The following is a 21524-nucleotide window of genomic DNA, read 5'->3' as shown; positions in this document are numbered from 1 at the left end:
TCGTTTCCGGTTGAAACAGCGCCCGCGGCGCGGGCCGCGTCAGGCACGAGGTGTAATGCAGGCAACGACCCGCTCGAGGGCCGCCAGCGCCGTCAATAATCGGCGCGCTCGCGCTCGATGCGCATGCCACCCTCGTGGCGATGGTGCCCTTCATCGCTGGGACGCTCGCGCGTGATGCGCATGACGTCCGGATTCGTGCGCACGCGGCGCATGACGTTCGCGAGATGCACGCGATCGCTCACCTGGATCACGAAACGCAGCAAGTTCGACTCCTGCGCGAGATCGTCGTCCATGGCGATATGCACGATATTGGCGTCGGCGGACGTGATGTCGGCGGCCACGCGGGCGAATACGCCCTTCGTGTTCTTCACGAGCACCTTCACGGCGACATCGAACAGACGGCCCGGCTGCGGCGCCCACGCCACGTCGATCCAGCGGCCCGGATCGCGCCGGTGAATGCGCTGCGCCACGCGGCAATCGGTGGTGTGAATCGCCATGCCGAGGCCGATGCCGATATAGCCCATGATGTCGTCGCCCGGAATCGGGCGGCAACAAGCCGAAAGCTGCACCGACATGCCCTCGGTGCCGGTGATGACCACGGGCGGCGCCTGCGGAGCGCTGGCGTCGCGCTGCGGATGCTGGTGATCGTCGTCGTCTGCGTCCTGGCCGCTGATCAGCACTTCGATGCGCTTGGCCATGACCGCCGCCACGCGCCGGCCGAGGCCGATGTCCGCGAAGATTTCCTGGCGGTTCTTGTTACCGGTCCACAGGACCAGTTTCTCCCAAACCTCCGGTGTGACATCCGCAAGCTGGTAGCCGTAACCCTTGAGCGCCTGGTCGACGAGACGCTCGCCAAGCTGCACCGACTCGGTGAGCCGCATCGTCTTCAGATAGTGACGAATGGCCGAGCGCGCCTTGCCGGTGCGCACGAAACCGAGCCACGCGGGATTCGGCTTCGAATACGGCGCGGTGATCACTTCGACGATGTCGCCGCTCTTCAATTCCGTGCGCAGCGGCAGCAGTTCGTTATTGATCTTCACGGCGACGCACTGGTTACCCAGGTCGCTGTGGATCGAATACGCGAAGTCGAGCGCCGTGGCGCCGCGCGGCAACGCCATGATTTTCGACTTCGGTGTGAAGACATAGACAGCGTCCGGGAACAGGTCGATCTTGACGTGCTCGAGGAACTCGCTGGAGTCGCCCACCTCGCTCTGGATGTCGAGCAGCGACTTGAGCCACTGGTGCGCGCGCTTCTGGACGTCGTTGAGATCTGCGCTGCCGTTCTTGTAGAGCCAGTGCGCCGCCACGCCTGCTTCGGCGACCTCGTGCATCTTGCGCGTGCGCACCTGGAACTCGATGGGCGCGCCGAACGGGCCCACCAGCGTGGTGTGCAAGGACTGATAGCCGTTCACTTTCGGAATGGCGATGTAGTCCTTGAACTTGCCCGGCACGGGCTTATAGAGCGCGTGCAGCGCGCCGATGCAGGTGTAGCACTCGAGCGGCGACTCCACCACCACGCGAAAACCGTAGACGTCGAGTACCTGCGAGAACGACAGTTGCTTGTCGCGCATCTTCTTGTAGATGCTGAAGATGGTCTTCTCGCGGCCGGTGACTTCGGCGTCGATCTTCGCATCGGCGATCGCGCGCTGCACCGATTCCAGAATCTTGCTCACCACCTCGCGGCGATTGCCGCGCGCGGCCTTCACCGCTTTCTCGAGCGTGGCGTAGCGATTCGGATTGAAGTTCGCGAAGCTCAGGTCCTGCAGCTCGCGATAGGTGTTGTTCAGACCGAGGCGGTGCGCGATGGGCGCGTAAATGTCGATGGTCTCGCGCGCCACGCGGCGGCGCTTCTCGGGCGGCACCGCACCGAGCGTGCGCATATTGTGCAGGCGGTCGGCGAGCTTAACGAGAATCACGCGCACGTCGCGCGCCATCGCGAGCAGCATCTTGCGGAAGTTCTCGGCCTGCGCTTCCTCGCGATTGCGAAACTCCATCTTGTCGAGTTTCGACAGACCGTCGACCAGTTCCGCGACCTTCGGACCGAAACGCTCGGCGAGTTCGGCCTTGGTCACGCCCTGGTCTTCCATCACATCGTGCAGCAGCGCTGCCTGGATCGACTGGGCGTCGAGCTTCCAGCCGGCGCAGATTTCTGCAACGGCAACGGGATGGGTGATATAGGGTTCGCCACTCTGACGATATTGCCCGAGGTGGGCTTCATCGCTGAAGTGAAACGCCGATTTGACTTCCTTGATTTCCTCGGGCGTGAGGTAACCGGAAAGCGCTGCGGTCAGATTGGCGATGGAAACGACACCGTGCTTGCGAGGCTGCTCCGGTGTGGCGGTCGGCCCGAACAGATGACGAAACGACTGTTCGAGGACGGCGTCGATGTAATTGCGCGCAGGGCTGGCAGTCTCGGCTTCCTGGTCCACCTCGGTGGCCGGCGAGGGCGTGGTGCTCATGTTCCCCTCCGTATCAGGTCTGGCGTTGACGATTTGTGCGCGGTGCCCGACGTGCGACGCCCGGCGCGAATTACATGACGAATGGGTACTGCAAGGTACAGCGTAGTACAACGGCGCGCCGTTAGACGGGCACCTTCTTCAGCATTTCCAGACCGACCTGGCCAGCCGCGATCTCGCGCAGCGCGACGACGGTAGGTTTGTCGCGGCTTTCGATCTTCGGCGTGTGGCCTTGGGCGAGCTGGCGTGCGCGATACGTTGCAGCGAGCGCCAGTTCGAAGCGATTCGGAATTTGTTTCAGACAGTCTTCGACGGTGATGCGGGCCATGTCGGGTTCCTTCCCATTTCAGCAGGTTCTTATTCTACCTTATGTGCCCGACGCGCCGGGCTGCGGCTGGTGGATACCGAGCTGCACGAAGAGCTCGGTATGCCGCGCGTATTGCGACGTGAAGCGCAGACGCGTTGCGCTCACGATATTGCGCAACTCCTGCAGCGCACGATCGAAGTTCTCGTTGATCACGACATACTCTGCTTCGCTCGCGTGCGCCATCTCGCTACCCGCTGCAAGCAGGCGTCGCGTGATGACATTGGGCTCGTCTTCGCCACGCTTTCTCAGGCGCTCGGCAAGCGCGTCGAGCGACGGCGGCAGGATGAAAATTTCCACTGCATTGCGGAACCGCTTCTTCACCTGTTGCGCGCCTTGCCAGTCGATTTCGAGCAGCACGTCATGGCCGATTTTCATCTGCTCTTCGATCCACACGCGCGACGTGGCGTAGTAGTTGCCATGCACTTCCGCGCTTTCGAGAAATTCGTCTTCGGCATGACGCGAGAGAAAATCGTCGACGGTCGTGAAGTGATAGTGCTCGCCGTCGCGCTCCTTCGAGCGCGGTGCGCGCGTGGTGTACGAGATCGACAAACGGATCGCGCTGTCTTCGGCGAGCAGTGCGTTCACGAGCGTGGACTTGCCCGCGCCCGACGGCGCCACCACCATGAAAAGATTGCCCGGATAAACGCCCGCGTACGGATTGCGCGGTTTCGTTTCGGCCTTGCCGCCGCTATGGCTGCTGGACTGGTCGGTCATGTTCGTTGCTTCCTGAATGGCTGTTGAGTTGCTACCTTTGCCGCGTTGCCTTGAGTGTCTATAAACGCGCGGCGCGCCATGTTTATTCGAGGTTCTGCACCTGCTCGCGCATCTGCTCGATGAGGAGCTTGAGCGTCATCGAGGCATCGGCGAGTTCCTTCGCAGCCGCCTTCGAGCCGAGCGTATTCGCTTCGCGATTGAGCTCCTGCATCATGAAGTCCAGACGCTTGCCCACGCGGCCGCCCTTCTCGATCACATGACGCGTTTCGCCCAGATGCGCGGTGAGGCGCGAGAGCTCCTCGGCGATGTCGATGCGGATGCCGTACATCGTCACTTCCTGGCGGATGCGCTCGGAGATTTCCTCGCGCGTGACATTGCCGATCGTGCCGTTGCCGTTCGCGCTTTCCGGCGCGGCAATGCCGAGCGCTTCCTGCAAGCGCTCGACGATCTTCTGCTGATGCTTGACGATCAAGTCCGGGACGAGCGGCGTGATCTTCGCCACAATCGACTCCATTTCCGTGACGTTCGCGAGCAGCATGTTGGCGAGTTGCGCGCCTTCGCGCGCACGCACATCGATCAAATCGGCGATGGCCTGCTTGCCGCAGCCGAGCACCGCATCGCGCAGCACCTCGGGCGCCACGCCGCTTTCTGCGAGCACGCCCGGCCAGCGCAGGATCTCACCGGTGCGCAGGCGGCCCGACTCGGGAAACGCTTCGAGCACGGCGCGCTCGAGCGTCGCGAGTTGTTCGAGCGCGTCGCGGTTGAGCGCACCCGCGCTGGCGGCCTGTTCGCTGCGCTGGATGTTGATGCGGATATCGACCTTGCCGCGCGAGAGCTTCGTCATCAGCATTTCGCGCAGCGTGGGCTCGCACACGCGCACATCTTCGGGCATGCGAAAGTTCAGGTCGAGAAACCGCGAATTCACGGTGCGCAGTTCGATGGAAACACTGGCGCCGCCCGTGCCCGATGCCGCTACGAGTTCGCGCGTGGCGCTGGCATAGCCGGTCATGCTGTAAATCATGGTTCGTCTCGCGATAAAGCCATGGCCGCGCGCCTCATGAAAAGCGCGGGTCACGACAAGAGGAATCGATGCGCCCGGCGTGGTTTCGTGCTGGCTGTCGTGCTGGCAATAACGCGCGGGGCGGAGAACCCCTATTATCCCATTTTTGACAACGCCGCCGCCGCACGCAGCAGGCACCACGCCCGGCCGCTGGTGTGCGCCCATCGCCCACCGTGCGAAGGCGGTAAAATTGCGCTTTCCCCTTCCTGTTCGTGCCCTCGCGCACGCCCGACGATGACCCAATCCATCCAGCGCCCCTCCGGCCGCACCGCCGACCAGCTTCGCAACGTCCGCATCACCCGCCATTACACGAAGCACGCCGAAGGTTCGGTCCTGGTCGAGTTCGGCGACACCAAGGTGCTGTGCACCGCGAGCGTCTCCGAAAGCGTGCCGCCGTTCCTGCGCGACAAGGGCCAGGGCTGGCTCACCGCCGAATACGGCATGCTGCCGCGCGCCACGCATACGCGCAGCGATCGCGAAGCCGCGCGCGGCAAGCAGACTGGCCGCACCCAGGAAATCCAGCGCCTGATCGGCCGTGCGATGCGCGCCGTGTTCGACCTCGAATTGCTCGGCGCGCGCAGCATCAATCTCGACTGCGACGTCCTGCAAGCCGATGGCGGCACGCGCACGGCCAGCATCACGGGCGCGTTCGTGGCGGCGCATGACGCCGTCACGAAACTGCTCGCGACGGGCCGCATCGAGCGTTCGCCGATCACCGACTACGTGGCGGCTATTTCCGTGGGCATGTACAAAGGCGTGCCGGTGCTCGACCTCGACTATGACGAAGACTCCCAGTGCGACACCGACATGAACGTCGTGATGACGGGCTCCGGCGGGATGGTCGAAGTGCAAGGCACCGCCGAGGGCGCAGCGTTCTCGCGCGCCGAATTGAACGCGCTGCTGGATCTCGCGCAAAGCGGCATTGCCTCGCTGATCGACAAGCAGAAAGCCGCGCTGGAGATCGCGCATGGCTAATTCGCCGGATACGGCTGCGCCGGACGTCACGCGCTTTTCGCGCGTCGTGCTCGCCTCGAACAACGCGGGCAAGCTGCGCGAGTTCGCGGCGCTGCTGGGCGCCGCGGGCATCGAACTCGTGCCGCAAGGCGCGCTGAACGTGCCCGAAGCCGAAGAACCGCACGTCACGTTCGTCGAGAACGCGCTCGCCAAGGCACGCCATGCGGCAAAGCTCACGGGCCTGCCCGCCCTCGCCGACGACTCGGGCCTGTGCGTGCCCGCATTGCGCGGCGCGCCGGGCGTCTATTCGGCGCGCTACGCGCAGCTTGCAGGCGGCGAGAAGAGCGACGCAGCAAACAACGAACTGCTAGTCGAAAACCTCATGCCACATGCCGATCACCGCGCCTACTACTACTGCGTGCTGGCACTCGTGCGCCACGCCGACGATCCGGAACCGCTGATCGCGGAAGGCCGCTGGCACGGCGTCGTGATCGACGCACCGCGTGGCGAGAACGGCTTCGGCTACGACCCGTACTTCTACCTTCCGGGTCTCGAAGCCACGGCAGCCGAACTCGATCCGGCGCTGAAGAACGCATCGAGCCATCGAGCCATCGCCTTGCGGCAACTGCTCGCGCGGCTGGAGGAGCTAGCGTGAGCCAGCAGCATCGCACCGGCATCGACGTGATCCAGTCGTTCACGATGCCTGGCAGCATCCGCCTGACTTCGCTGCCGCCGCTATCGCTTTACGTGCATTTCCCGTGGTGCGTGCGCAAATGCCCCTACTGCGATTTCAACTCGCACGAATGGAAAGGCGAGCGCTTTCCCGAAGACGACTACCTCGACGCGCTGCGCGCCGACCTCGAGCAGGCGTTGCCGCTCGTTTGGGGCCGCCAGGTGCACACGGTGTTCATCGGCGGAGGCACGCCCAGTTTGCTCTCGGCGGCGGGGCTCGATCGCCTGCTCTCCGACGTGCGCGCGCTGCTGCCGCTCGACGCCGATGCCGAAATCACGCTCGAAGCGAACCCCGGCACCTTCGAAGCCGCGAAGTTCGCGCAGTTTCGCGCGAGCGGCGTGAACCGCCTTTCGGTGGGCATCCAGAGCTTCAACGAAGCGCATCTGAAAGCGCTCGGGCGCATTCACGACGCCGCGCAGGCGCGTCATGCCGTGGAGGTTGCGGCAAACACGTTCGACAATTTCAATCTGGACCTGATGTTCGCGCTGCCACGGCAGACGCTGGCCGAATGCCAGGCCGATATCGAAACGGCGCTTTCGTTCGCGCCGCCGCATTTGTCGCTCTATCACCTCACGCTCGAACCGAACACGCTGTTCGCGAAGTTCCCGCCCGAAGTGCCCGACGACGATCTGTCGGCCGACATGCAGGAGTGGATCCACGCGCGCACGGCCGAGGCCGGCTATGGTCGCTACGAAGTATCGGCCTATGCGCAGCCGAGCCGGCAGAGCCGCCACAACCTCAACTACTGGCGTTTCGGCGATTACCTGGGCATTGGTGCGGGCGCGCACTCGAAGCTCTCGTTCCCGAACCGCATCGTGCGGCAAGTGCGCTACAAGCATCCGGCCACGTTCATCGAAGAAGCGCGCGCGGGCAAGCCGATCCAGGAAGAGCACGAAGTAAGCGCGCGCGATCTGCCGTTCGAGTTCATGCTCAATGCGCTGCGGCTCGTAGAGGGCTTCCCGGTGCATCGCTTCCTGGAACGCACCGGACTGCCGATCACGACGATCGAGCCCGCGCTGCAAGAGGCAGAAAAGCGCGGCCTGATCCTGCGCGACTACGAGAAGATCGTGCCCACTGAGCTGGGTCAGCGGTTTCTCAACGATCTTCAGGAGCTGTTTCTCAAAGAGCCTGCCTGAGGCTCAAATCGAGATGGCTGGGGGACTGCCGGCGTGCCGGTGTTTCGGGTTACAATGCGCGGCTCCGGAGGTGTGGCAGAGTGGTTGAATGCACCGGTCTTGAAAACCGGCGAAGGGGTAACCCTTCCGTGAGTTCGAATCTCACCGCCTCCGCCAGAACGACGTTTCAGGCAGCCCCACAAAACCCCGCCAACCCTTGATACACAAGGCTTTCCGGCAAAACCCCAGTTCCGAGAAGTACCGTAAAATACCGCAAAATCCCCGTTTTTGGCGGGTACTTTTCCGGGTACTTTTTCAGGGTTTCCAGCCATGCCCGAAAGCCTTCTACGCGACCTGCAATGCCGCAATGCGAAGCCACGCGCGAGCGCCTACCGACTGCGCGATGGCGGCGGCCTGTTCCTCCAGATCAAGGCCAACGGCCTGAAATACTGGCAGTTCCGGTACATGAAACCGGACGGCCGCGAAGGGCTGATACAGATCGGCCCGTATCCGCGCGTCACGCTCGACGCGGCGCGAGCTGCGCGCAACCAACACCGCGCGGCGGTATCCGGCGGCGACGATCCGGCCGTGCTGCGCAAGCAGGACAAGGCCCGCCGCAAGATCGACGCGGCCCGCTCCCTGACGTTCAAGCAATGCGCGGCGGCCTACATTGACGCGCGCAGCGCCGAATGGGTGAACCCGAAGCACACCCAGCAATGGACAAACACGCTCACCACCTACGCTTACCCGATCATCGGGGCATTGCGGCCCGTCGATATCGACACGGACCTGATACGGCGCGTGCTTGAGCCGATCTGGCTCACCAAGAACGAGACGGCCTCGCGCCTTCGCGGACGGCTCGAAAACATCCTTGACTGGGCGAAGGTGCGCGGCCTGCGCGAAGGCGAGAATCCCGCACGCTGGAACGGCCACCTCGATCAATTGCTGGCGGCACCGTCGAAGGTGCAGAAGCCAAACCACCACGCGGCGCTGCCCTTCGCCGATATCGGGGCGTTCGTGATAGAGCTGCGCCGTATGGTGGGAACGGCGGCGCGGGCTCTGGAGTTCGCGATTCTCACGGCCATGCGGACAGGCGAAGTGATCGGCGCACGGCCGGGAGAGTTCGACCTGTCCGCACAGCTCTGGACTGTTCCAGCGGAGAGGATGAAAGCGAAGCGGCCGCACCGCGTCCCGCTATCGTCGGACGCGCTCGCCTTGCTGCGGGCGCTCCCGTCAATGTCCGTTGACGGCCCGATCTTCGAGGGGCGGCGCGAAGGCCGGCCGCTCTCGAACATGGCGATGTTGCAGCTACTTGAACGCATGGGCCGGGGCGAGCTGACCGTTCACGGCTTCCGCTCGACGTTCCGCGACTGGGCGGCCGAATGCACGCCGTTTCCCAATGAGGTGGTGGAGATGGCGCTGGCGCACGCGATCCGCGACAAGACCGAGAGCGCCTACCGGCGCGGCGATCTGTTCGACAAGCGGCGCGAGCTGATGGAAGCCTGGGCGAAGCACATCAAGGCCGAAGTGAGGAAGGCCGCCAAGGCCCAATAAGACGGCATTTCCAGCGCGGCGGCGCTTGGGTTTCCTCCCAAGCCGGGAGGGAGGCGCGGCGGGGCCGCTTTGCGCGCCGCCATCGCTCTGGCGAGCCACGGCGAAGCCCCAACCGCACGCAAGCCGAAACCAGCGGCACCAGACGGCCAAGGCTTGACCCTCCCCCCCCTCCAAAACTTGCGCGCATAAAAATCTGACTGAGCGCGATGGTATGGAGCGGCACGGCACGGCCGGGAACCGCAGCCGACCACCTGACCACCGACCACCCTGGCTACCCTGAAAATTATGGAGAGCGTCGCGCGTGACGAGGTTCGAATTACCCTCATGCGCCGATTGCCGGGAAGGACCCACGGCGGCGGGCACTGTTACGGATAGCGCAATGGTTCTCCGCCAGCCGCAAGCGCCTACCCCCCCGGTAAAACGCTGCTACCGTACTACCGTCCGCATCATGCCTCATCAGCTTCTTGAACCCGGCCCGATGCATGACGTTGGCGCGGTGATCGTCCTGCATGCGATGGAGCAATTCAAACCGTGCTGCGCCATGCGCCTCAAAGAACCACTTCACCTGACGCAACATTGCCGAATGGTCCGCACTACCCGTACCGCCAAGCGGCTATTGCCAACGCAATGCGCAGCCACCTCGCGCCGCCAATCGTCCAGAGTGCCGCTCTCGCGAAACTGACTTTGTATCGGTGCGTCCGATTGGTAAATCATCGGCTCCCGGCCTTCGCCTATCACGCGATCCGGCAGCACGAACGCGCCTTGATGCCAGCCGATACGGGGCACGCAGCGGTAACGCGCATCCGGCCGCGACATTTGAATGTAGTTTGCGATCTGCTGGCGGGCGGTCTGCGTATGGCCGATCTTGACACCCATCGCCAGCAGCTCGCGGCGCAACTCGGTCCCGTCACCGGCGAACAGCGCAGCGGGCGCGGCCCAACGCTTCGTCACGCCGTCGCGGTCTGTGAATTCGAGCAGGTAGCCCCATTCGCTGTTCGCTTCGTTGCGCGTCTCTGCCGTCACGTCCACCCGCGTGCTGATCCAATGCGGCGGCAGCGCCTCGCCTTGACTGTTGAAACCGTGATACCAGACGCCCGTATCGTCAACCTCGAAGCGGGATTTCCCATCGAGCGCGCGGGCCGTTTTCCGGGCCTTGGCGGGCCTCGCGTTCGTTGTGGGTGCATCGGCATTGCCCGCACCGTCCGGGCGGCGCGTAGCGAGCGCGGAGCGCACGGCAGCGGCTACCGCTTGCACGCCCCGATGTGCGGCCATGTCATTGAAGTCCGTTCCAGAGGCGGGGCGCTTGTCTCCGAAGTCAGGCACGGCCACCATGCCACCGACAGCGGCGGCGGCGGCCTTCGCGTTCGTCACGCCCGGATTGCCCTTTGTGCGGTAATCATCATCGGCACAGAGGACAATGCGCGCATCACGATGCTGGCCGCGCAGCGCCTTGGCAACCGCCAGCAGGTTCCCTACGTCGAACGCCACGGCACACGGCAGCCCCGTAGCGGCCGCGAGCGTGCTGGCCGTCGCGTAGCCTTCCGCAATCAGCAGCGTGTCACCTACCGGGCCGCCGACGATGGCGAAGTGCCCTGACTTCTGGCCGTCCTTGAGGTAGCGCTTCTGGCCGTCCACAAGGATCAGCTCGACGGTCCAGACCTTGCCCGCCGCATCGCACGCTGGAACGATCAAAGCGCCGTCGCAAACGGCTGTACCGAAGCGCAGCGGGCCGCGATAGAGGCGCAGCTCGCCCGGTTGGATCGCCTTGCGCTTGAGGTAGGGATGATCGGCCGGAGCCGCCCCGGCCGCTTCCCAGATGCGCGCGGCCTCGACGGCCACCGCCTCATGCCGCTCTGCCGCCTCCGCCAGCTCGCGCGCCTCACGCTGCGCACGCTCCGCATCGCGTCGCTTGCGCTCTGCTGGCGGGACCGGCTTGGCCTTGTGTGCACGCGGATCGAAGCCGTGCTCCTTCGCGATATGGAACAGCGTATTGATCGTTATCCCGCCGCCCTTGAACGACTTCCACGAATCCCGCGCGGCCTTGGCGTTATAGCTCTGTGCGTTCCGGCTCCATTCGTCCCAGAGGGAGAATGCTTCGTCACCAAACCCGGCCTTGAGCGCCATCCCGGCCTTGCGCCACGTCTCGCGATCATCGGGCGGTATGTAGCCCAATGCGATGCGGGCACGCTCAAACTCATCATGCACGGTATCCGCCACGGCTCGCCCTCAATGCTTCGTTACGCCAATGCCCGCGTGCATCATGAGCTGCTGTACGCGGCCCACAAACCCGGCCAGAAACGCGGCTTGCACGTCGAACAGCGCCACCACCTGCGCGCCTCGCCCGGACGGCTCCATGTGGAGCGCAATGGCCGCGAGATAGGCGTTCGAGGCGCGCATCATCTCGGACGCCAGATCGACCTTGCCAAGCACGTCGAGCGTTTCATCGGCCGCGATTGCCCCGGCCTTCACGCTGAGTTCGTGAATCACTGGAACGCGTGTCTCGAATGAGAGCGCTTCATCGCCGGGAAAATGAATGATGCAAAATTCGGTTTTCATGTAGGAATCCTCAACGGGCGGCGTAGTTTGCCGCCCTTGTTGAACAAGTGCGCCGCTTAGGTTTTCGCCCTCTCGGCCGCGCCGCCCAGCGCCCGTTTCCACGCGCCGTCGAACGTCCCAACATCTTCCGCCGCCGTTTCGATGTATTCGTCCAGCAGCGTGAAGCCCTCATGCGCAAGTCCCGCCAGCAAGCTATCGCCACCGGCTGATGCCAGACGCTCTAGCGCGTGAAAAAGGACACTGGCCCGCTCCATACCTTCGAGCGCACGGCCGGTCGCATTGTTGGCGGCATCAAGCGCACGGACCAGCGTTGTCAGCTCACGCATGGGACACCTCCAGCCTGTATTCCTCACGCGCGCCCTCCATAGAGGAGGCCCATTCTTCGGCAAGGCGCACGCCAACATCGGCCAGCCCGCGAACCGTGGTGAATTCGTCGCTCATTTGCGAGACGGCATCGAACAACGCCCCGAGCTGGTACAGCTTGCGCGCGCAATCATCGAAGTAAAGAGCGGCCTCGCGCACGCTGGGCGTTCCGGGCAATGCTTCGCGCTTACCCATGCGACACCGCCGCGTCATGTGTGAGCGCCGCCCGCGCGGCGTTCGCCATGCCTTCGAACGCGCCGAAGATCGACACCTGCTCGGTTAAGTCGAGCTGGCCGAAAGCCGCCGCCGCGTCCTCGTTCGAAAGCAGGTTTGCGAAGGCCACCAGCTCACCAAGGTGGATTACAGCCGCGTCGATGCTGGCGGCCGGGATAGCGTGCTGGCGGTTATCCATGCTGCACCTCCACCCGCTTGAGTTGCTTTTGCAGAATTGCGCGGGCGAGCGCAACGAAGCGCGGAGCGTCTTCCGCTTCGATGCGCAGATCGCCGTAGCTCGTCTGGATCGTGAAGCCGCACTCCATGTCGGGAACCTGTTTCGCCAGTGAGTAGCCGAGGCGTTCGATTGCGCGCTCGCGGGCCGCGTGGAGCTTGGACGTGTCATGCATGGCACACCTCCACGCGGGCCAGCTCGGCAAGACGGCGCAAGGCGTCGCCAGTTGCATCGAGCGCAGCGGAATCGCTAGGCGCGAGCGCGGCGGCGCGGAGCGCAGCACGGATGATTTCGAGGGGGGATTGCGATTGCCCGATATGGGCGTGCGGAAACACTGGACGCATGGCGCGGCCTCCTTAGGTGTGGGAGACCCGGCCGCCGTCGCCAAACGGGGTGGCCGGGCACAAGGCAGGGTTGGCGAACCGGCCCCAAGGAAACCGGCAGACCCGAAGGTCTCCCCACCAAGGCCCGACCATTGAAGGCGTGCGAAGGCGCACTGACGAAAAAATAGCCGCATTGCTGGCGGCTCGTCCGCCTTGGGGGTTCCGGTCGCCAAACCGGCTCGCTGTTGTCTCAGCGAGTTTCCAGTATACCCCGCGCCGCCGCCCGGTCCAAGCGACGGCCGCGCGCACCGAAACCGGGTTTCAGCCACTGCCCGCCGTACCGTACCAGCGAAGGGCCACAACGCCAGCACCCAACAGGCCGCTGCTCCCTGCGGTTTCACGGCCGCACCTTACCCGCCAGCATGAATATCGCCAGCTCCATTTGCGCGATGGCCTTCCTGATGCGTGACGGGAAGTGCCTCGCGTCGCGCTCGAAGATACTCCAATGCACCGCAAACATTGAGAGCGCCTCACCGTCTGTAGCAGGCTGGCGGGACAAGGCCGACAGCGCCGCCACCTGTTCAACGTATCGTGTGGTGGCGAGCCTCGTAAGCCCTAGCCGATCCATCGCCGCCAGCACGCGCCGTATCTCCGGTCGATTGCGCCAGCGAGAGAACCAATCCAGCCAACGTTTCCCCGCGCTATCTGCAAACCCATCGCGCGCTGTACGGTCGCTCTCCCAGCCCACAATGCGCGCCTGAAGAATGTCAGCGCCGCCCAGCCAGTCCTGCGCCTTATACGAAGTGAACAGATGCCCCGTGTCCACCTTGCCCACCAGCGCCTCAGCGGCCGATGTAGCCATCAACGACTTGATGATTTCCTGTGTTCGTTGATGCGCCTCGATCTGCCAATGGGCTTCCCGAGACTGGCATTCGTCAACCAACGCTCGCTTGAAAAACTCAGCAGACACGCGCACGCCCGCGAAGTCAGCAACGGCTAACGCTTGTTGGCGCAGCTCCTCAAGGCCGGAATTTTCAGTCATCGCTGGAACCCTCATCGGCACATTTAGCGTTGCTTATTTTATCCCGCAACGTTCCATACGTCTCGCACCGATCCGCCGCGTACTTTGGCGCGCCGTATGGCATCGCTAGGCGCGTATCATCGTTTCGATTCATCAACTGGAGAGCCGATATGAGCGACGCCCAACAGCCAACCTTCGAAGCCGTCCAACTGAAAGACGGCTCCGGCTACTTCGTGCGCGTCACGTGGCCAGACGGCTATGAGTCGCAGGTAAATGAATTTGCGAATGAAGCCGAGGCCCGCCAGTGGATTGAGACGAAGGGGCCTCACTGGCACGAATGGGCACCGCACCGTGTACGGCCCACGAAGTAGTCCTACTTGCGGCAAGGGCGGCATGTCCAAAACCGTTCCCTTTTAGACATACCTAGATCAAGGTGTACGAAAATAAGGGTGGAGTTATTCCGTACACACCTTATGATTCGGACATGCCTTTCGTACACCAACCATGGAGCCGATATGTCCCGCACCTTCGCTTATGTCCGCGTCAGCACGTCCGACCAAACCACTGCAAACCAGCTCCGCGAGATCGAGGCGGCGGGCTTCGCGGTCGATAAGCGCCGTGTAGTGTCGGAGAGCATCAGCGGCAGCGTGAGCGCCGAGCAGCGGCCAGGCTTCGCCAAGCTGATTGACCGCATGGAGGAAGGTGACGTGCTGATCGTGACGAAACTAGACCGCCTCGGCCGCAATGCTATGGACGTGCGCGCGACCGTCGAAGAGCTGGCGGAACGCGGCGTGCGCGTTCACTGCCTCGCCCTGGGTGGCGTCGATCTGACCAGCGCGGCCGGTCGCATGACAATGCAAGTCCTAAACGCCGTGGCGGAGTTCGAGCGCGATCTACTCATCGAGCGCACGAACGCGGGCATCGCGCGAGCCAAGGCAGAAGGTAAGGCGATGGGCCGCCCCGCCGCCCTCTCGGAGCAACAGCGAACCGAAGTGTTGCGCGAGCTGGCGGGCGGTAAGAGTGTGGCGGCGCTCGCGCGTCAATACGGCACGAGCCGCCAAACCATCATGCGCGTCCGCGCGACGGCCTGACACCGCTACCTCCAACCTCACTTTCGACGGGCCGCAAGGCCCGTTTTTCGTTGCGCCGTGAGAGGCGGCGGCGCGGGGTTTGTTTTGCGCGAAGCGTTCCAGAGGCGGGTACTTTGCCGCTGTCTGCCCTGATTGCCCGCTTTCCTCTGTCTCCAAAGTGCCATATCGTTGGAGACACTTTGGAGACAATCTGGAGACGGGCAAAAGCCTTATGGAATATGGGTTCTAGAAGAGACACACATAATGTCTCCACGTCTCCAAGCGTTTTTGCTTGCCGGACTTCGCACACGGCCCGTCAGCGCCCAGTGCGAAGCCGCCCAAATCCGGGTACTTCGTCGGGTACTTTTACGGCATATAGCCAGCAAAGCTCATCCATCAAGGATCAAAGAAAGACACCGCCTCCGCCAGCAGATTTTCCCGCCCCTTCCCGCCTTACTTTCTCTCCCCTGAACTGCCCCATCCGGGACCACAGGCCCATGCCACAAGCACGTCTTGACGGCACATCGCGCCTGCAGCCGGAAGCGATTTGATTAAACTTAAGGGTCGCATGCGTATATCGCTGCCACATACCATGCCATCTATATGGCAGATATCTAGGTGAAAACCCTAGTAGTGCTGTACAATCCTGCTCATTGAGAGGATTAATCATGCCGCACCGTTTCCAACTGCTTGAAAAATTCGCATTTTCGATCGTCGTCCTGTCTGCCGTGATCTGCTCGAGCTACATCGCCTGGGAAAGCTCGCCGGATCTGCGCGCCAACCTTGAGGTCGGCAAAGAGCTCTTCCTGAAGAGCGGCCAGTACTCGTACGCCTGCGCCACCGTGTCCGGCGATCCGTGCGCACAGTTCCCCATCGAATAAGCGTTCAACACGTCTTTCCCGCTGTTTGCCTCGCGCCGCCTTGCTCAAGGCGGCCTTGAACGCACACCCCGATACGCCACGCGGGTGACTGCGGATTGAAACCCCGCTCGTTTCGACTAAGCTCAAATCTGGTTTCGCATCCGAGCCTGCTCGCCATGCTCATCCGCGCCCGCCCGCGCAACGGCCTTGCAGCCGTGAGCGCCACTAGCCACAGGCTCGCCTGCACCTGCCTGCTGCGTTATCTCGGCTCGTCCTTGCTGCTCGCCCTCGCGAGTGCCTGCACGATCACACCCGCGACCCGCCCGACACTGGTCATCCCACCCCAGGCGATCAACAGCGCGGCGCTCGACGAGTATCGCGCCGCCGTGGCGAAGCGCATCGTCGAGCGCAATCCGTCCCATGTGCTGCGTGGCACGCCTCAGGCAATGCTGCGCTCGCTCGTGGTCGTCTCGTTCACGGTCAATCGCGACGGACAGATCGTGAAGTCGTCGGTCTACCGCACCAATGGCGACTACGATTCCGAAGCTACCGCGCTCGTCACGCTGCGCCACTCGGCGCCGTTGCCACCGCCGCCGGCGCACCTGCTCAACTCGATCGGCCAGCTCGAACTATTCGAAGACTGGCTGTTCAATGACGACGGCAAATTCCAGTTACGCACGCTCGCCTCGCCGCAGGCACAGAACTTCAACTGACCCCCGCGGGCGCCACTCACCTTGCGGGTGCCTTGCTGCGCCTTGCGAACGGTCGTTATAATTTTTCGCTATCCCCTACCGGCATTTGCCCGGCCAGGCGCATGGTCTGGCGCCACCCGCGCCGCGCCAATGCGCGCCCCGGCCGCCGCGCGGCCAGGTCGCGTGCCCATTGCGCTTATCCACGCGCACCCGGCAGGTTCCCGTTTCGTGCACACACCCGGCCCCGCACGATGCATACTGCTAGATCGTTGCCTGCGCAAGGATGGCCCCAACGCCTGCGCCAAGGCGAAGCGCTGCCGCCTTGAGACCACTCCGCCGCGCCGCCAGCCTGCCAGCTTCGAACCCTGAATAAAAGACGCCTGCGCCGCGCCTTGCGCTTCGCGCGCCGGAACGCGCAAAGCGCGCTTCACACTGACAGCACAACGACTGGAGACCCATCGATGTCCACCTCTCCCATTTCGCCCGCGCGCGCCGATCAGCCAGACGCAGCGAAGCAGCAAAGCGCCGCGCGCGTGATCTTCGCGAGCTTCATTGGCACCGCGATCGAGTTCTACGATTTCTATGTGTACGCAACGGCCGCCGCGCTCGTAATAGGCCCCGTATTCTTCCCGCATGGCTCAGCCACGGCCCAGGCGCTCTCCGCATTCGTGACATTCGGCATCGCGTTCGTTGCACGGCCGATCGGCTCGTTCATCTTCGGCCACTTCGGCGACCGTATCGGCCGCAAATCGACACTCGTCGCTTCGTTGCTCGTGATGGGCCTGTCCACCACGCTGATCGGCTTCGTGCCCGGCTACGACTCGATCGGCAGCCTGGCCCCAATCCTGCTGTGCGTGCTGCGCTTCGGCCAAGGCATCGGCCTTGGCGGCGAATGGGGCGGCGCGGCGCTACTCGCGACCGAATACGCGCCAGAGGGCAAGCGCGGCTGGTTCGGTATGTTCCCGCAACTCGGGCCCTCGGTAGGCTTTCTGGCATCGAACGGCCTCTTCTTCGGCCTCGCCTCCACGCTCTCCGACCAACAGTTCCGTGACTGGGGCTGGCGCGTGCCGTTCATCGTCTCGGCGGTGCTCGTCGCGCTGGGGCTCTATGTGCGCCTGAAGATTGCCGAAACGCCGGCGTTCAAGACCGCCATCGAGCGCGAGGAGCGCGTGCGCGTGCCGGTCGCCACGCTGCTTTCGAAGCACTGGTGGCCGACGCTGCTCGGCGCACTCGCGATGGTGGTCTGCTACACGCTGTTCTACAACGCCACCGTGTTCTCGCTTTCACATGGCGTGAGCGCCCTGCATATCCCGCGCCCGACCTTCCTCGGCATGCTGTGCATCGCGGTGGTGTTCATGGGCATCGCCACGCCGATCTCGGCCTGGCTGTCCGACCGCTTCGGCCGCAAGCCGGTGCTGATCGTCGGCTGCATCGCCGCGATCCTTTCGGGCTTCACGATGCAGCCGCTGCTCGGCAGCGGCTCGCTGCCGCTCGTGCTGCTGTTCCTCGTGATCGAGCTGTTCCTGATGGGCGCCACCTTCGCACCGATGGGCGCGCTTCTGCCCGAGCTCTTCCCCACCAGCGTGCGCTACACGGGCGCGGGCGTCGCGTACAACCTGGGCGGCATCCTGGGCGCGTCAGTGGCGCCGTATATTGCGCAGGTGCTCGCCGCGCGCGGCGGCCTCTCGTGGGTTGGCGCCTATGTCTCGATCGCGGCATGCGTGAGCCTGTTCGGCGTGTTGTGCATGCGCGAAACGCGTCACAGGTCGCTGACTTGATTCACGGCCTGATTCACGGTCCCGATTCACGGTCCTGATTCACAACCCTGATTCACAGCACACCGGCAAAAAAAAGCGGAGTCCCCGCAAACGCGGATTCCGCTTTTTTATTCGCCAGCGACACTGGCGTGCCTATACTCGATTAAACGAGGTCCGCGTACGTCTGCGGGGGGAGATCAACCATGAACCTGCATCTGAGCAACGCCGATATCGTGCTGATGATCGCACTCGCTCTAGGTATCTCGCTCGTCCTGGCCTTCCGCCTGCGCACGGCGACCTGGCGTTCAGTCGTGCTGGAAGCGCTGGTTGCCAATGCCGCGGCAATCGCGGCAGTGGTTGCGGTCGAGCTGCTGCTCGCCTGAGCGCACCGCCATACTCCGCGCGAGCCTCATCGATAGTAATAGCCGTGGTGGTAGCCGCCGCCGTAATAGCCACCCGCCGGCACCACGACGCACCCGCCCAGCGCCGCCGCGAGCAATGCACCTGCAATCAGGGTACGCGTCAATCGTTTCACTTCGTTCTCCCATCGAGTCAATGTCAGTTGTCCCGCACGGCCCTTGCGGGCTGCGGACGCTTTCGATTGAACACGACGGCGAACGTCTGAGGCGTTGCAATTTGTAAGAAGCAGTGTGGCGGATGTTACAGCCCGCGCAATGTCTCGCGGACGCATGCGCCGCCAGCGCAGCGCACGGCAGGCAACGGCGACACTTTTAACAACTATGTAATGAGAAACAGCGCAGAAGCGGCAGAGAATCGGCGCCGCAGAACGCGACGCCGTGCGTGTTGTTCAGGCCGCGGTTGCGAGTGGCCCCTTCGATGCATCGCCGCCGTTACGCGCAGGATAAACGCGATCGACAGCATCTAGCGCAACCGCGACCGGCGGCACGTGATGTCCGTCGCCGACCGAGATCGAACGGTTGGGCGCACGCACACCAAGATGCTCGGCGTCGGTCGCAACGAAGATCATGACAGTCGGCTTGAGCAGCGCGTGGCCGAGATGCACGAAGCCCGTGTCGGTGCCGACCACGAGCGAGCAGTCTTCGATACGCTGCGCGACTTGCGAAACCGTGAGGCGCGGCAGCACCGTGGCACCCGGCACGAGCGCGGCGATCTCGCGCGCGGTGGCGTGCTCGGCATCCGAACCCCACGGCAACTCGATGCGCAGACCGCGCGCAATCAATGCGTGGCACAGCTCGCCCCAATGCTCGACGGGCCACTTCTTCTCTTCTTTCGAAGTGGCGTGGAAGATCAGCGCGGTGGGCGCATCGGGTGCGGGAAGCGCCGTGCCGTCGCGGGGGATGCGCATCTGGAAATCGGGCGGCGTGTCGATTTTGTAGCCCAGCGCCTCGCCCGTGCTGATGCGCATGCCCAGCCACGCGTCGCATTTCGGGCGCGGGCCGAAGCGGCCGTTGTAGGCGAAGGCCGCGCCGCGCTCGCCGAGATCCTGGGCGAGATAGCCGAAGCGCCGCCGACCGCGCGCAATAAAAGAGATGATCGCGCTCTTATAGACACCGTGAATATCGATGATTGCGTCGTAGCGCTCGGCGCGCAACTCGGCGATCGACTCCCAGATCGCTTTCAAGTCGCTCCAGCGGCGCGATTTCTTGAAGCGGCGCAGCGGGGCGCAGAACACGCGGTCGACACCGGCGTTCCAGCGCACGATATCGGCGAATGCCTCGTCGGAGGCCCAGTCGACCTTCACGCCGGGGAATGCGCGTTGCACGTCGGCTACGACCGGAAGCGCCTCGACGATATCGCCGAGCGAAGTCACTTTGACAATCAAGACTCGTTTCATTGTGCTGCGAACCTGCGAGGTCCGATTTCGATGATTTGCCTGAATTTTTCCCGAGATTTTAACGGAGCGGGACCGCGCCCACGGACAAATCTATGAGTTCATCCGGTGTTCATCGGACCCTTCTTTCATGCATTCCGGCGCCTGGGCCCGGTCAGAGCAGCCTGCCCCGTTGCGTAGACGAACACAGCGCCCGACCTCAGGCCGTTACAATCAGTGCTTTGCGTCTCGAATAAAAACCATGCGCCCGGTGAACCCGAACCTTCCTGCGCTGCTCGAGCGACGCGCGCGGCGCCTGTGGCGGCAATACGGCGTGCTCTGGCTCGGCGCGATCGCGGTCGGTCTCGTCGCGGTGTTCTACGCGCGCCTGATCGATTGGGGCTACAACGCCTTTCTGCGCGTGCAGCATGATCACGTCTGGCTGCCGCTCGTCGTCACACCCGCCGTTGCTGCGCTCGCCGTATGGCTCACCCGCACGTTCTTTCGCGGCGCAGAAGGCAGCGGGATTCCGCAGGTGATCGCCACGCTGCACACGAAGACCGGTAAAGCGGGGACGCGCCTGCTCACGTTGCGCATTCTCGCGGGCAAGATCCTCGTCTCGTTTCTCGCCATTCTCGGCGGCTTTACGATTGGCCGCGAGGGGCCCACGGTGCAGGTGGGCGCGGCGCTGATGTTCAACATGCGCCGCTTCTACCCGCGCTCGAACGCGCTCATCGAGCGCAAGCTCGTGCTCGCCGGCGCGGCTGCGGGCCTGTCCGCGGCGTTCAACACGCCGCTCGCGGGCATCGTGTTCGCCATCGAAGAACTCACGCGCAGCTTCGAGGCGCGCGCAAGCGGCGTGGTCATCACATCGATCATCATCGCCGGTGTGATCGCGCTCGGCCTGAACGGCAACTACACGTATTTCGGCAGGATCCAGATCGGCGCGCACTTCCCCAACCTGCTCGCCGTGGCCGTGCTCATTACTGCGATCGTCACCGGCATCGCGGGCGGCATCTTCTGCTGGCTGCTGCTCAACACGCAGCGGTGGATTCCCGCGCCGTTGCGCAAGCTGCATGCCGAACGTCCCATCGCATTCGCCGCGCTCTGCGGGCTTGTCATCGCGGTGATCGGACTTGTCTCGGGCGGCACGACGTTCGGCAGCGGCTACGCCGAAGCGCGTGGCCTGCTCGACGGCCGCGAGCATCTGTCGATCGCCTATCCGTTCCTCAAGATGGCCTCGATGGTCGGCTCCTACCTGCCGGGGATTCCGGGCGGCATCTTCGCCCCTTCGCTGTCGATCGGCGCAGGCTTCGGCAACGTGCTGCACATGATCTTCAACGACATGCAGCTGCCGATGCTCATCGCGCTCGCCATGGTCGGCTATCTCGCGGCGGTCACGCAGTCGCCCATCACTTCGTTCGTGATCGTCATGGAGATGATTGACGGCCATGCGCTCGTGATCTCGCTGATGGCCACTGCGCTGATCGCGAGCCGCGTCTCGCGCATCTTTGCGCCACCACTCTACGAAACGCTCTCGTTGCGCTACACGCACCCGGCGATGGCGTTGGCTGCACCGAAAGCCGCGCCCGAAAGCGCCAAGCCCGGCTACACCGCAGCGGACGAAACCACAACCCGCTGAGGTGCGCCGGGCTTGCCGTGCCATTGCATGACAGGTGGCGTCAATAA

25 protein-coding genes and 1 tRNA gene are annotated in these 21524 nt (G+C 63.8%); 12 read left to right on the top strand and 14 right to left on the bottom strand.

Translation table 11 applies throughout. The features are described 5' to 3' along the window. Positions 1-92 precede the first annotated feature (92 nt). The 4 genes from PWP93_RS02070 to PWP93_RS02055 form a co-directional block, all read right to left on the bottom strand. A complete protein-coding gene (locus tag PWP93_RS02070) occupies positions 93-2459 on the bottom strand; it encodes a RelA/SpoT family protein (protein ID WP_421043272.1) in 2367 nt (788 codons plus the stop codon). Between the two features lie 121 nt (positions 2460-2580). Next, positions 2581-2784, bottom strand: coding sequence for a DNA-directed RNA polymerase subunit omega (rpoZ, locus tag PWP93_RS02065; RefSeq protein ID WP_006400783.1), 204 nt, complete (start codon positions 2782-2784; stop codon positions 2581-2583). 39 nt (positions 2785-2823) lie between these two features. Continuing rightward, positions 2824-3537 (bottom strand): guanylate kinase, encoded by a 714-nt coding sequence (gmk, locus tag PWP93_RS02060; protein WP_421024490.1) that lies wholly within the window; start codon positions 3535-3537, stop codon positions 2824-2826. 82 nt (positions 3538-3619) lie between these two features. After that, entirely contained in the window at positions 3620-4558 is a 939-nt protein-coding gene (locus tag PWP93_RS02055) for a YicC/YloC family endoribonuclease (RefSeq protein ID WP_421043271.1), read from the bottom strand. A gap of 273 nt (positions 4559-4831) precedes the next feature. Between PWP93_RS02055 and rph the strand changes: the two genes are divergently transcribed. From rph to PWP93_RS02030, 5 genes are all read left to right on the top strand, one after another. After that, on the top strand, positions 4832-5572 hold the full coding sequence (gene rph, locus PWP93_RS02050; protein ID WP_421043270.1) for a ribonuclease PH: 741 nt from the start codon (positions 4832-4834) through the stop codon (positions 5570-5572). Beyond that, the gene (gene rdgB / locus PWP93_RS02045) at positions 5565-6206 is read left to right on the top strand and encodes an RdgB/HAM1 family non-canonical purine NTP pyrophosphatase (RefSeq protein ID WP_421043269.1); all 642 of its coding nucleotides are present in this window, start codon (positions 5565-5567) and stop codon (positions 6204-6206) included. The genes rph and rdgB overlap by 8 nt, the downstream gene beginning before the upstream one ends. A gap of 44 nt (positions 6207-6250) precedes the next feature. Further along, entirely contained in the window at positions 6251-7420 is a 1170-nt protein-coding gene (gene hemW, locus PWP93_RS02040) for a radical SAM family heme chaperone HemW (RefSeq protein WP_421025251.1), read from the top strand. A gap of 66 nt (positions 7421-7486) precedes the next feature. Continuing rightward, positions 7487-7576: transfer RNA gene (locus tag PWP93_RS02035), tRNA-Ser, on the top strand. A gap of 153 nt (positions 7577-7729) precedes the next feature. Next, positions 7730-8953, top strand: a complete 1224-nt coding sequence (locus tag PWP93_RS02030; protein WP_421043268.1) for a tyrosine-type recombinase/integrase — start codon at positions 7730-7732, stop codon at positions 8951-8953. Positions 8954-9514: 561 nt separating this feature from the next. Here PWP93_RS02030 and PWP93_RS02025 read toward each other — a convergent pair. From PWP93_RS02025 to PWP93_RS01990, 8 genes are all read right to left on the bottom strand, one after another. Continuing rightward, the gene (locus PWP93_RS02025) at positions 9515-11158 is read right to left on the bottom strand and encodes a DUF927 domain-containing protein (protein WP_421044982.1); all 1644 of its coding nucleotides are present in this window, start codon (positions 11156-11158) and stop codon (positions 9515-9517) included. A gap of 21 nt (positions 11159-11179) precedes the next feature. Next, positions 11180-11509: a hypothetical protein gene (locus PWP93_RS02020; protein WP_421043267.1), complete on the bottom strand. Its 330-nt coding sequence runs from the start codon at positions 11507-11509 to the stop codon at positions 11180-11182. A gap of 56 nt (positions 11510-11565) precedes the next feature. Further along, entirely contained in the window at positions 11566-11835 is a 270-nt protein-coding gene (locus tag PWP93_RS02015; RefSeq protein WP_421043266.1) for a hypothetical protein, read from the bottom strand. Continuing rightward, complete coding sequence (locus PWP93_RS02010) at positions 11828-12067, bottom strand: hypothetical protein (protein WP_421043265.1); 240 nt, start codon at positions 12065-12067, stop codon at positions 11828-11830. Before PWP93_RS02010 ends, PWP93_RS02015 begins: the two co-directional genes overlap by 8 nt. Next, positions 12060-12284, bottom strand: coding sequence for a hypothetical protein (locus PWP93_RS02005; protein WP_421043264.1), 225 nt, complete (start codon positions 12282-12284; stop codon positions 12060-12062). The genes PWP93_RS02010 and PWP93_RS02005 overlap by 8 nt, the downstream gene beginning before the upstream one ends. Beyond that, positions 12277-12495, bottom strand: coding sequence for a hypothetical protein (locus PWP93_RS02000; RefSeq protein WP_421043263.1), 219 nt, complete (start codon positions 12493-12495; stop codon positions 12277-12279). The genes PWP93_RS02005 and PWP93_RS02000 overlap by 8 nt, the downstream gene beginning before the upstream one ends. Beyond that, the gene (locus PWP93_RS01995) at positions 12488-12664 is read right to left on the bottom strand and encodes a hypothetical protein (protein WP_421043262.1); all 177 of its coding nucleotides are present in this window, start codon (positions 12662-12664) and stop codon (positions 12488-12490) included. Before PWP93_RS01995 ends, PWP93_RS02000 begins: the two co-directional genes overlap by 8 nt. Positions 12665-13040: 376 nt before the next feature. Further along, complete coding sequence (locus tag PWP93_RS01990; protein ID WP_421043261.1) at positions 13041-13685, bottom strand: hypothetical protein; 645 nt, start codon at positions 13683-13685, stop codon at positions 13041-13043. A 149-nt stretch (positions 13686-13834) separates the two neighbouring features. Here PWP93_RS01990 and PWP93_RS01985 point away from each other — a divergent pair, with 149 nt between their 5' ends. The 6 genes from PWP93_RS01985 to PWP93_RS01960 all read left to right on the top strand — a co-directional run bounded on the left by PWP93_RS01985 (position 13835) and on the right by PWP93_RS01960 (position 18426). Further along, the gene (locus tag PWP93_RS01985; protein ID WP_421043260.1) at positions 13835-14035 is read left to right on the top strand and encodes a hypothetical protein; all 201 of its coding nucleotides are present in this window, start codon (positions 13835-13837) and stop codon (positions 14033-14035) included. Between the two features lie 144 nt (positions 14036-14179). Further along, positions 14180-14755: a recombinase family protein gene (locus PWP93_RS01980; RefSeq protein ID WP_421043259.1), complete on the top strand. Its 576-nt coding sequence runs from the start codon at positions 14180-14182 to the stop codon at positions 14753-14755. A gap of 647 nt (positions 14756-15402) precedes the next feature. Next, positions 15403-15615 carry a hypothetical protein gene (locus PWP93_RS01975; protein WP_421024493.1) on the top strand — a complete coding sequence of 71 codons (213 nt, stop codon included), beginning with the start codon at positions 15403-15405 and terminating at the stop codon, positions 15613-15615. A gap of 155 nt (positions 15616-15770) precedes the next feature. Beyond that, complete coding sequence (locus PWP93_RS01970) at positions 15771-16307, top strand: TonB C-terminal domain-containing protein (RefSeq protein WP_421043258.1); 537 nt, start codon at positions 15771-15773, stop codon at positions 16305-16307. 440 nt (positions 16308-16747) lie between these two features. After that, positions 16748-18064, top strand: a complete 1317-nt coding sequence (locus tag PWP93_RS01965; RefSeq protein WP_421043257.1) for an MFS transporter — start codon at positions 16748-16750, stop codon at positions 18062-18064. A gap of 182 nt (positions 18065-18246) precedes the next feature. Further along, the gene (locus tag PWP93_RS01960; RefSeq protein ID WP_035522328.1) at positions 18247-18426 is read left to right on the top strand and encodes a hypothetical protein; all 180 of its coding nucleotides are present in this window, start codon (positions 18247-18249) and stop codon (positions 18424-18426) included. Positions 18427-18452: 26 nt separating this feature from the next. Here the strand turns inward: PWP93_RS01960 and PWP93_RS01955 are convergent, their stop codons facing one another. Both PWP93_RS01955 and waaC read right to left on the bottom strand, forming a co-directional pair. After that, positions 18453-18578 (bottom strand): hypothetical protein, encoded by a 126-nt coding sequence (locus tag PWP93_RS01955; RefSeq protein ID WP_269151836.1) that lies wholly within the window; start codon positions 18576-18578, stop codon positions 18453-18455. 273 nt (positions 18579-18851) lie between these two features. Further along, complete coding sequence (gene waaC / locus PWP93_RS01950; RefSeq protein ID WP_213293527.1) at positions 18852-19859, bottom strand: lipopolysaccharide heptosyltransferase I; 1008 nt, start codon at positions 19857-19859, stop codon at positions 18852-18854. 238 nt (positions 19860-20097) lie between these two features. On the opposite strand from waaC, the gene PWP93_RS01945 reads away from it, so the two are divergent. After that, the gene (locus PWP93_RS01945) at positions 20098-21477 is read left to right on the top strand and encodes a chloride channel protein (RefSeq protein WP_421043256.1); all 1380 of its coding nucleotides are present in this window, start codon (positions 20098-20100) and stop codon (positions 21475-21477) included. The last annotated feature ends 47 nt before the right edge of the window (positions 21478-21524 follow it).

This window comes from Paraburkholderia sp. A1RI-2L (assembly GCF_048957375.1).
Classification (GTDB): domain Bacteria; phylum Pseudomonadota; class Gammaproteobacteria; order Burkholderiales; family Burkholderiaceae; genus Paraburkholderia.
This window is presented reverse-complemented; position numbering and strand designations above follow the sequence as displayed.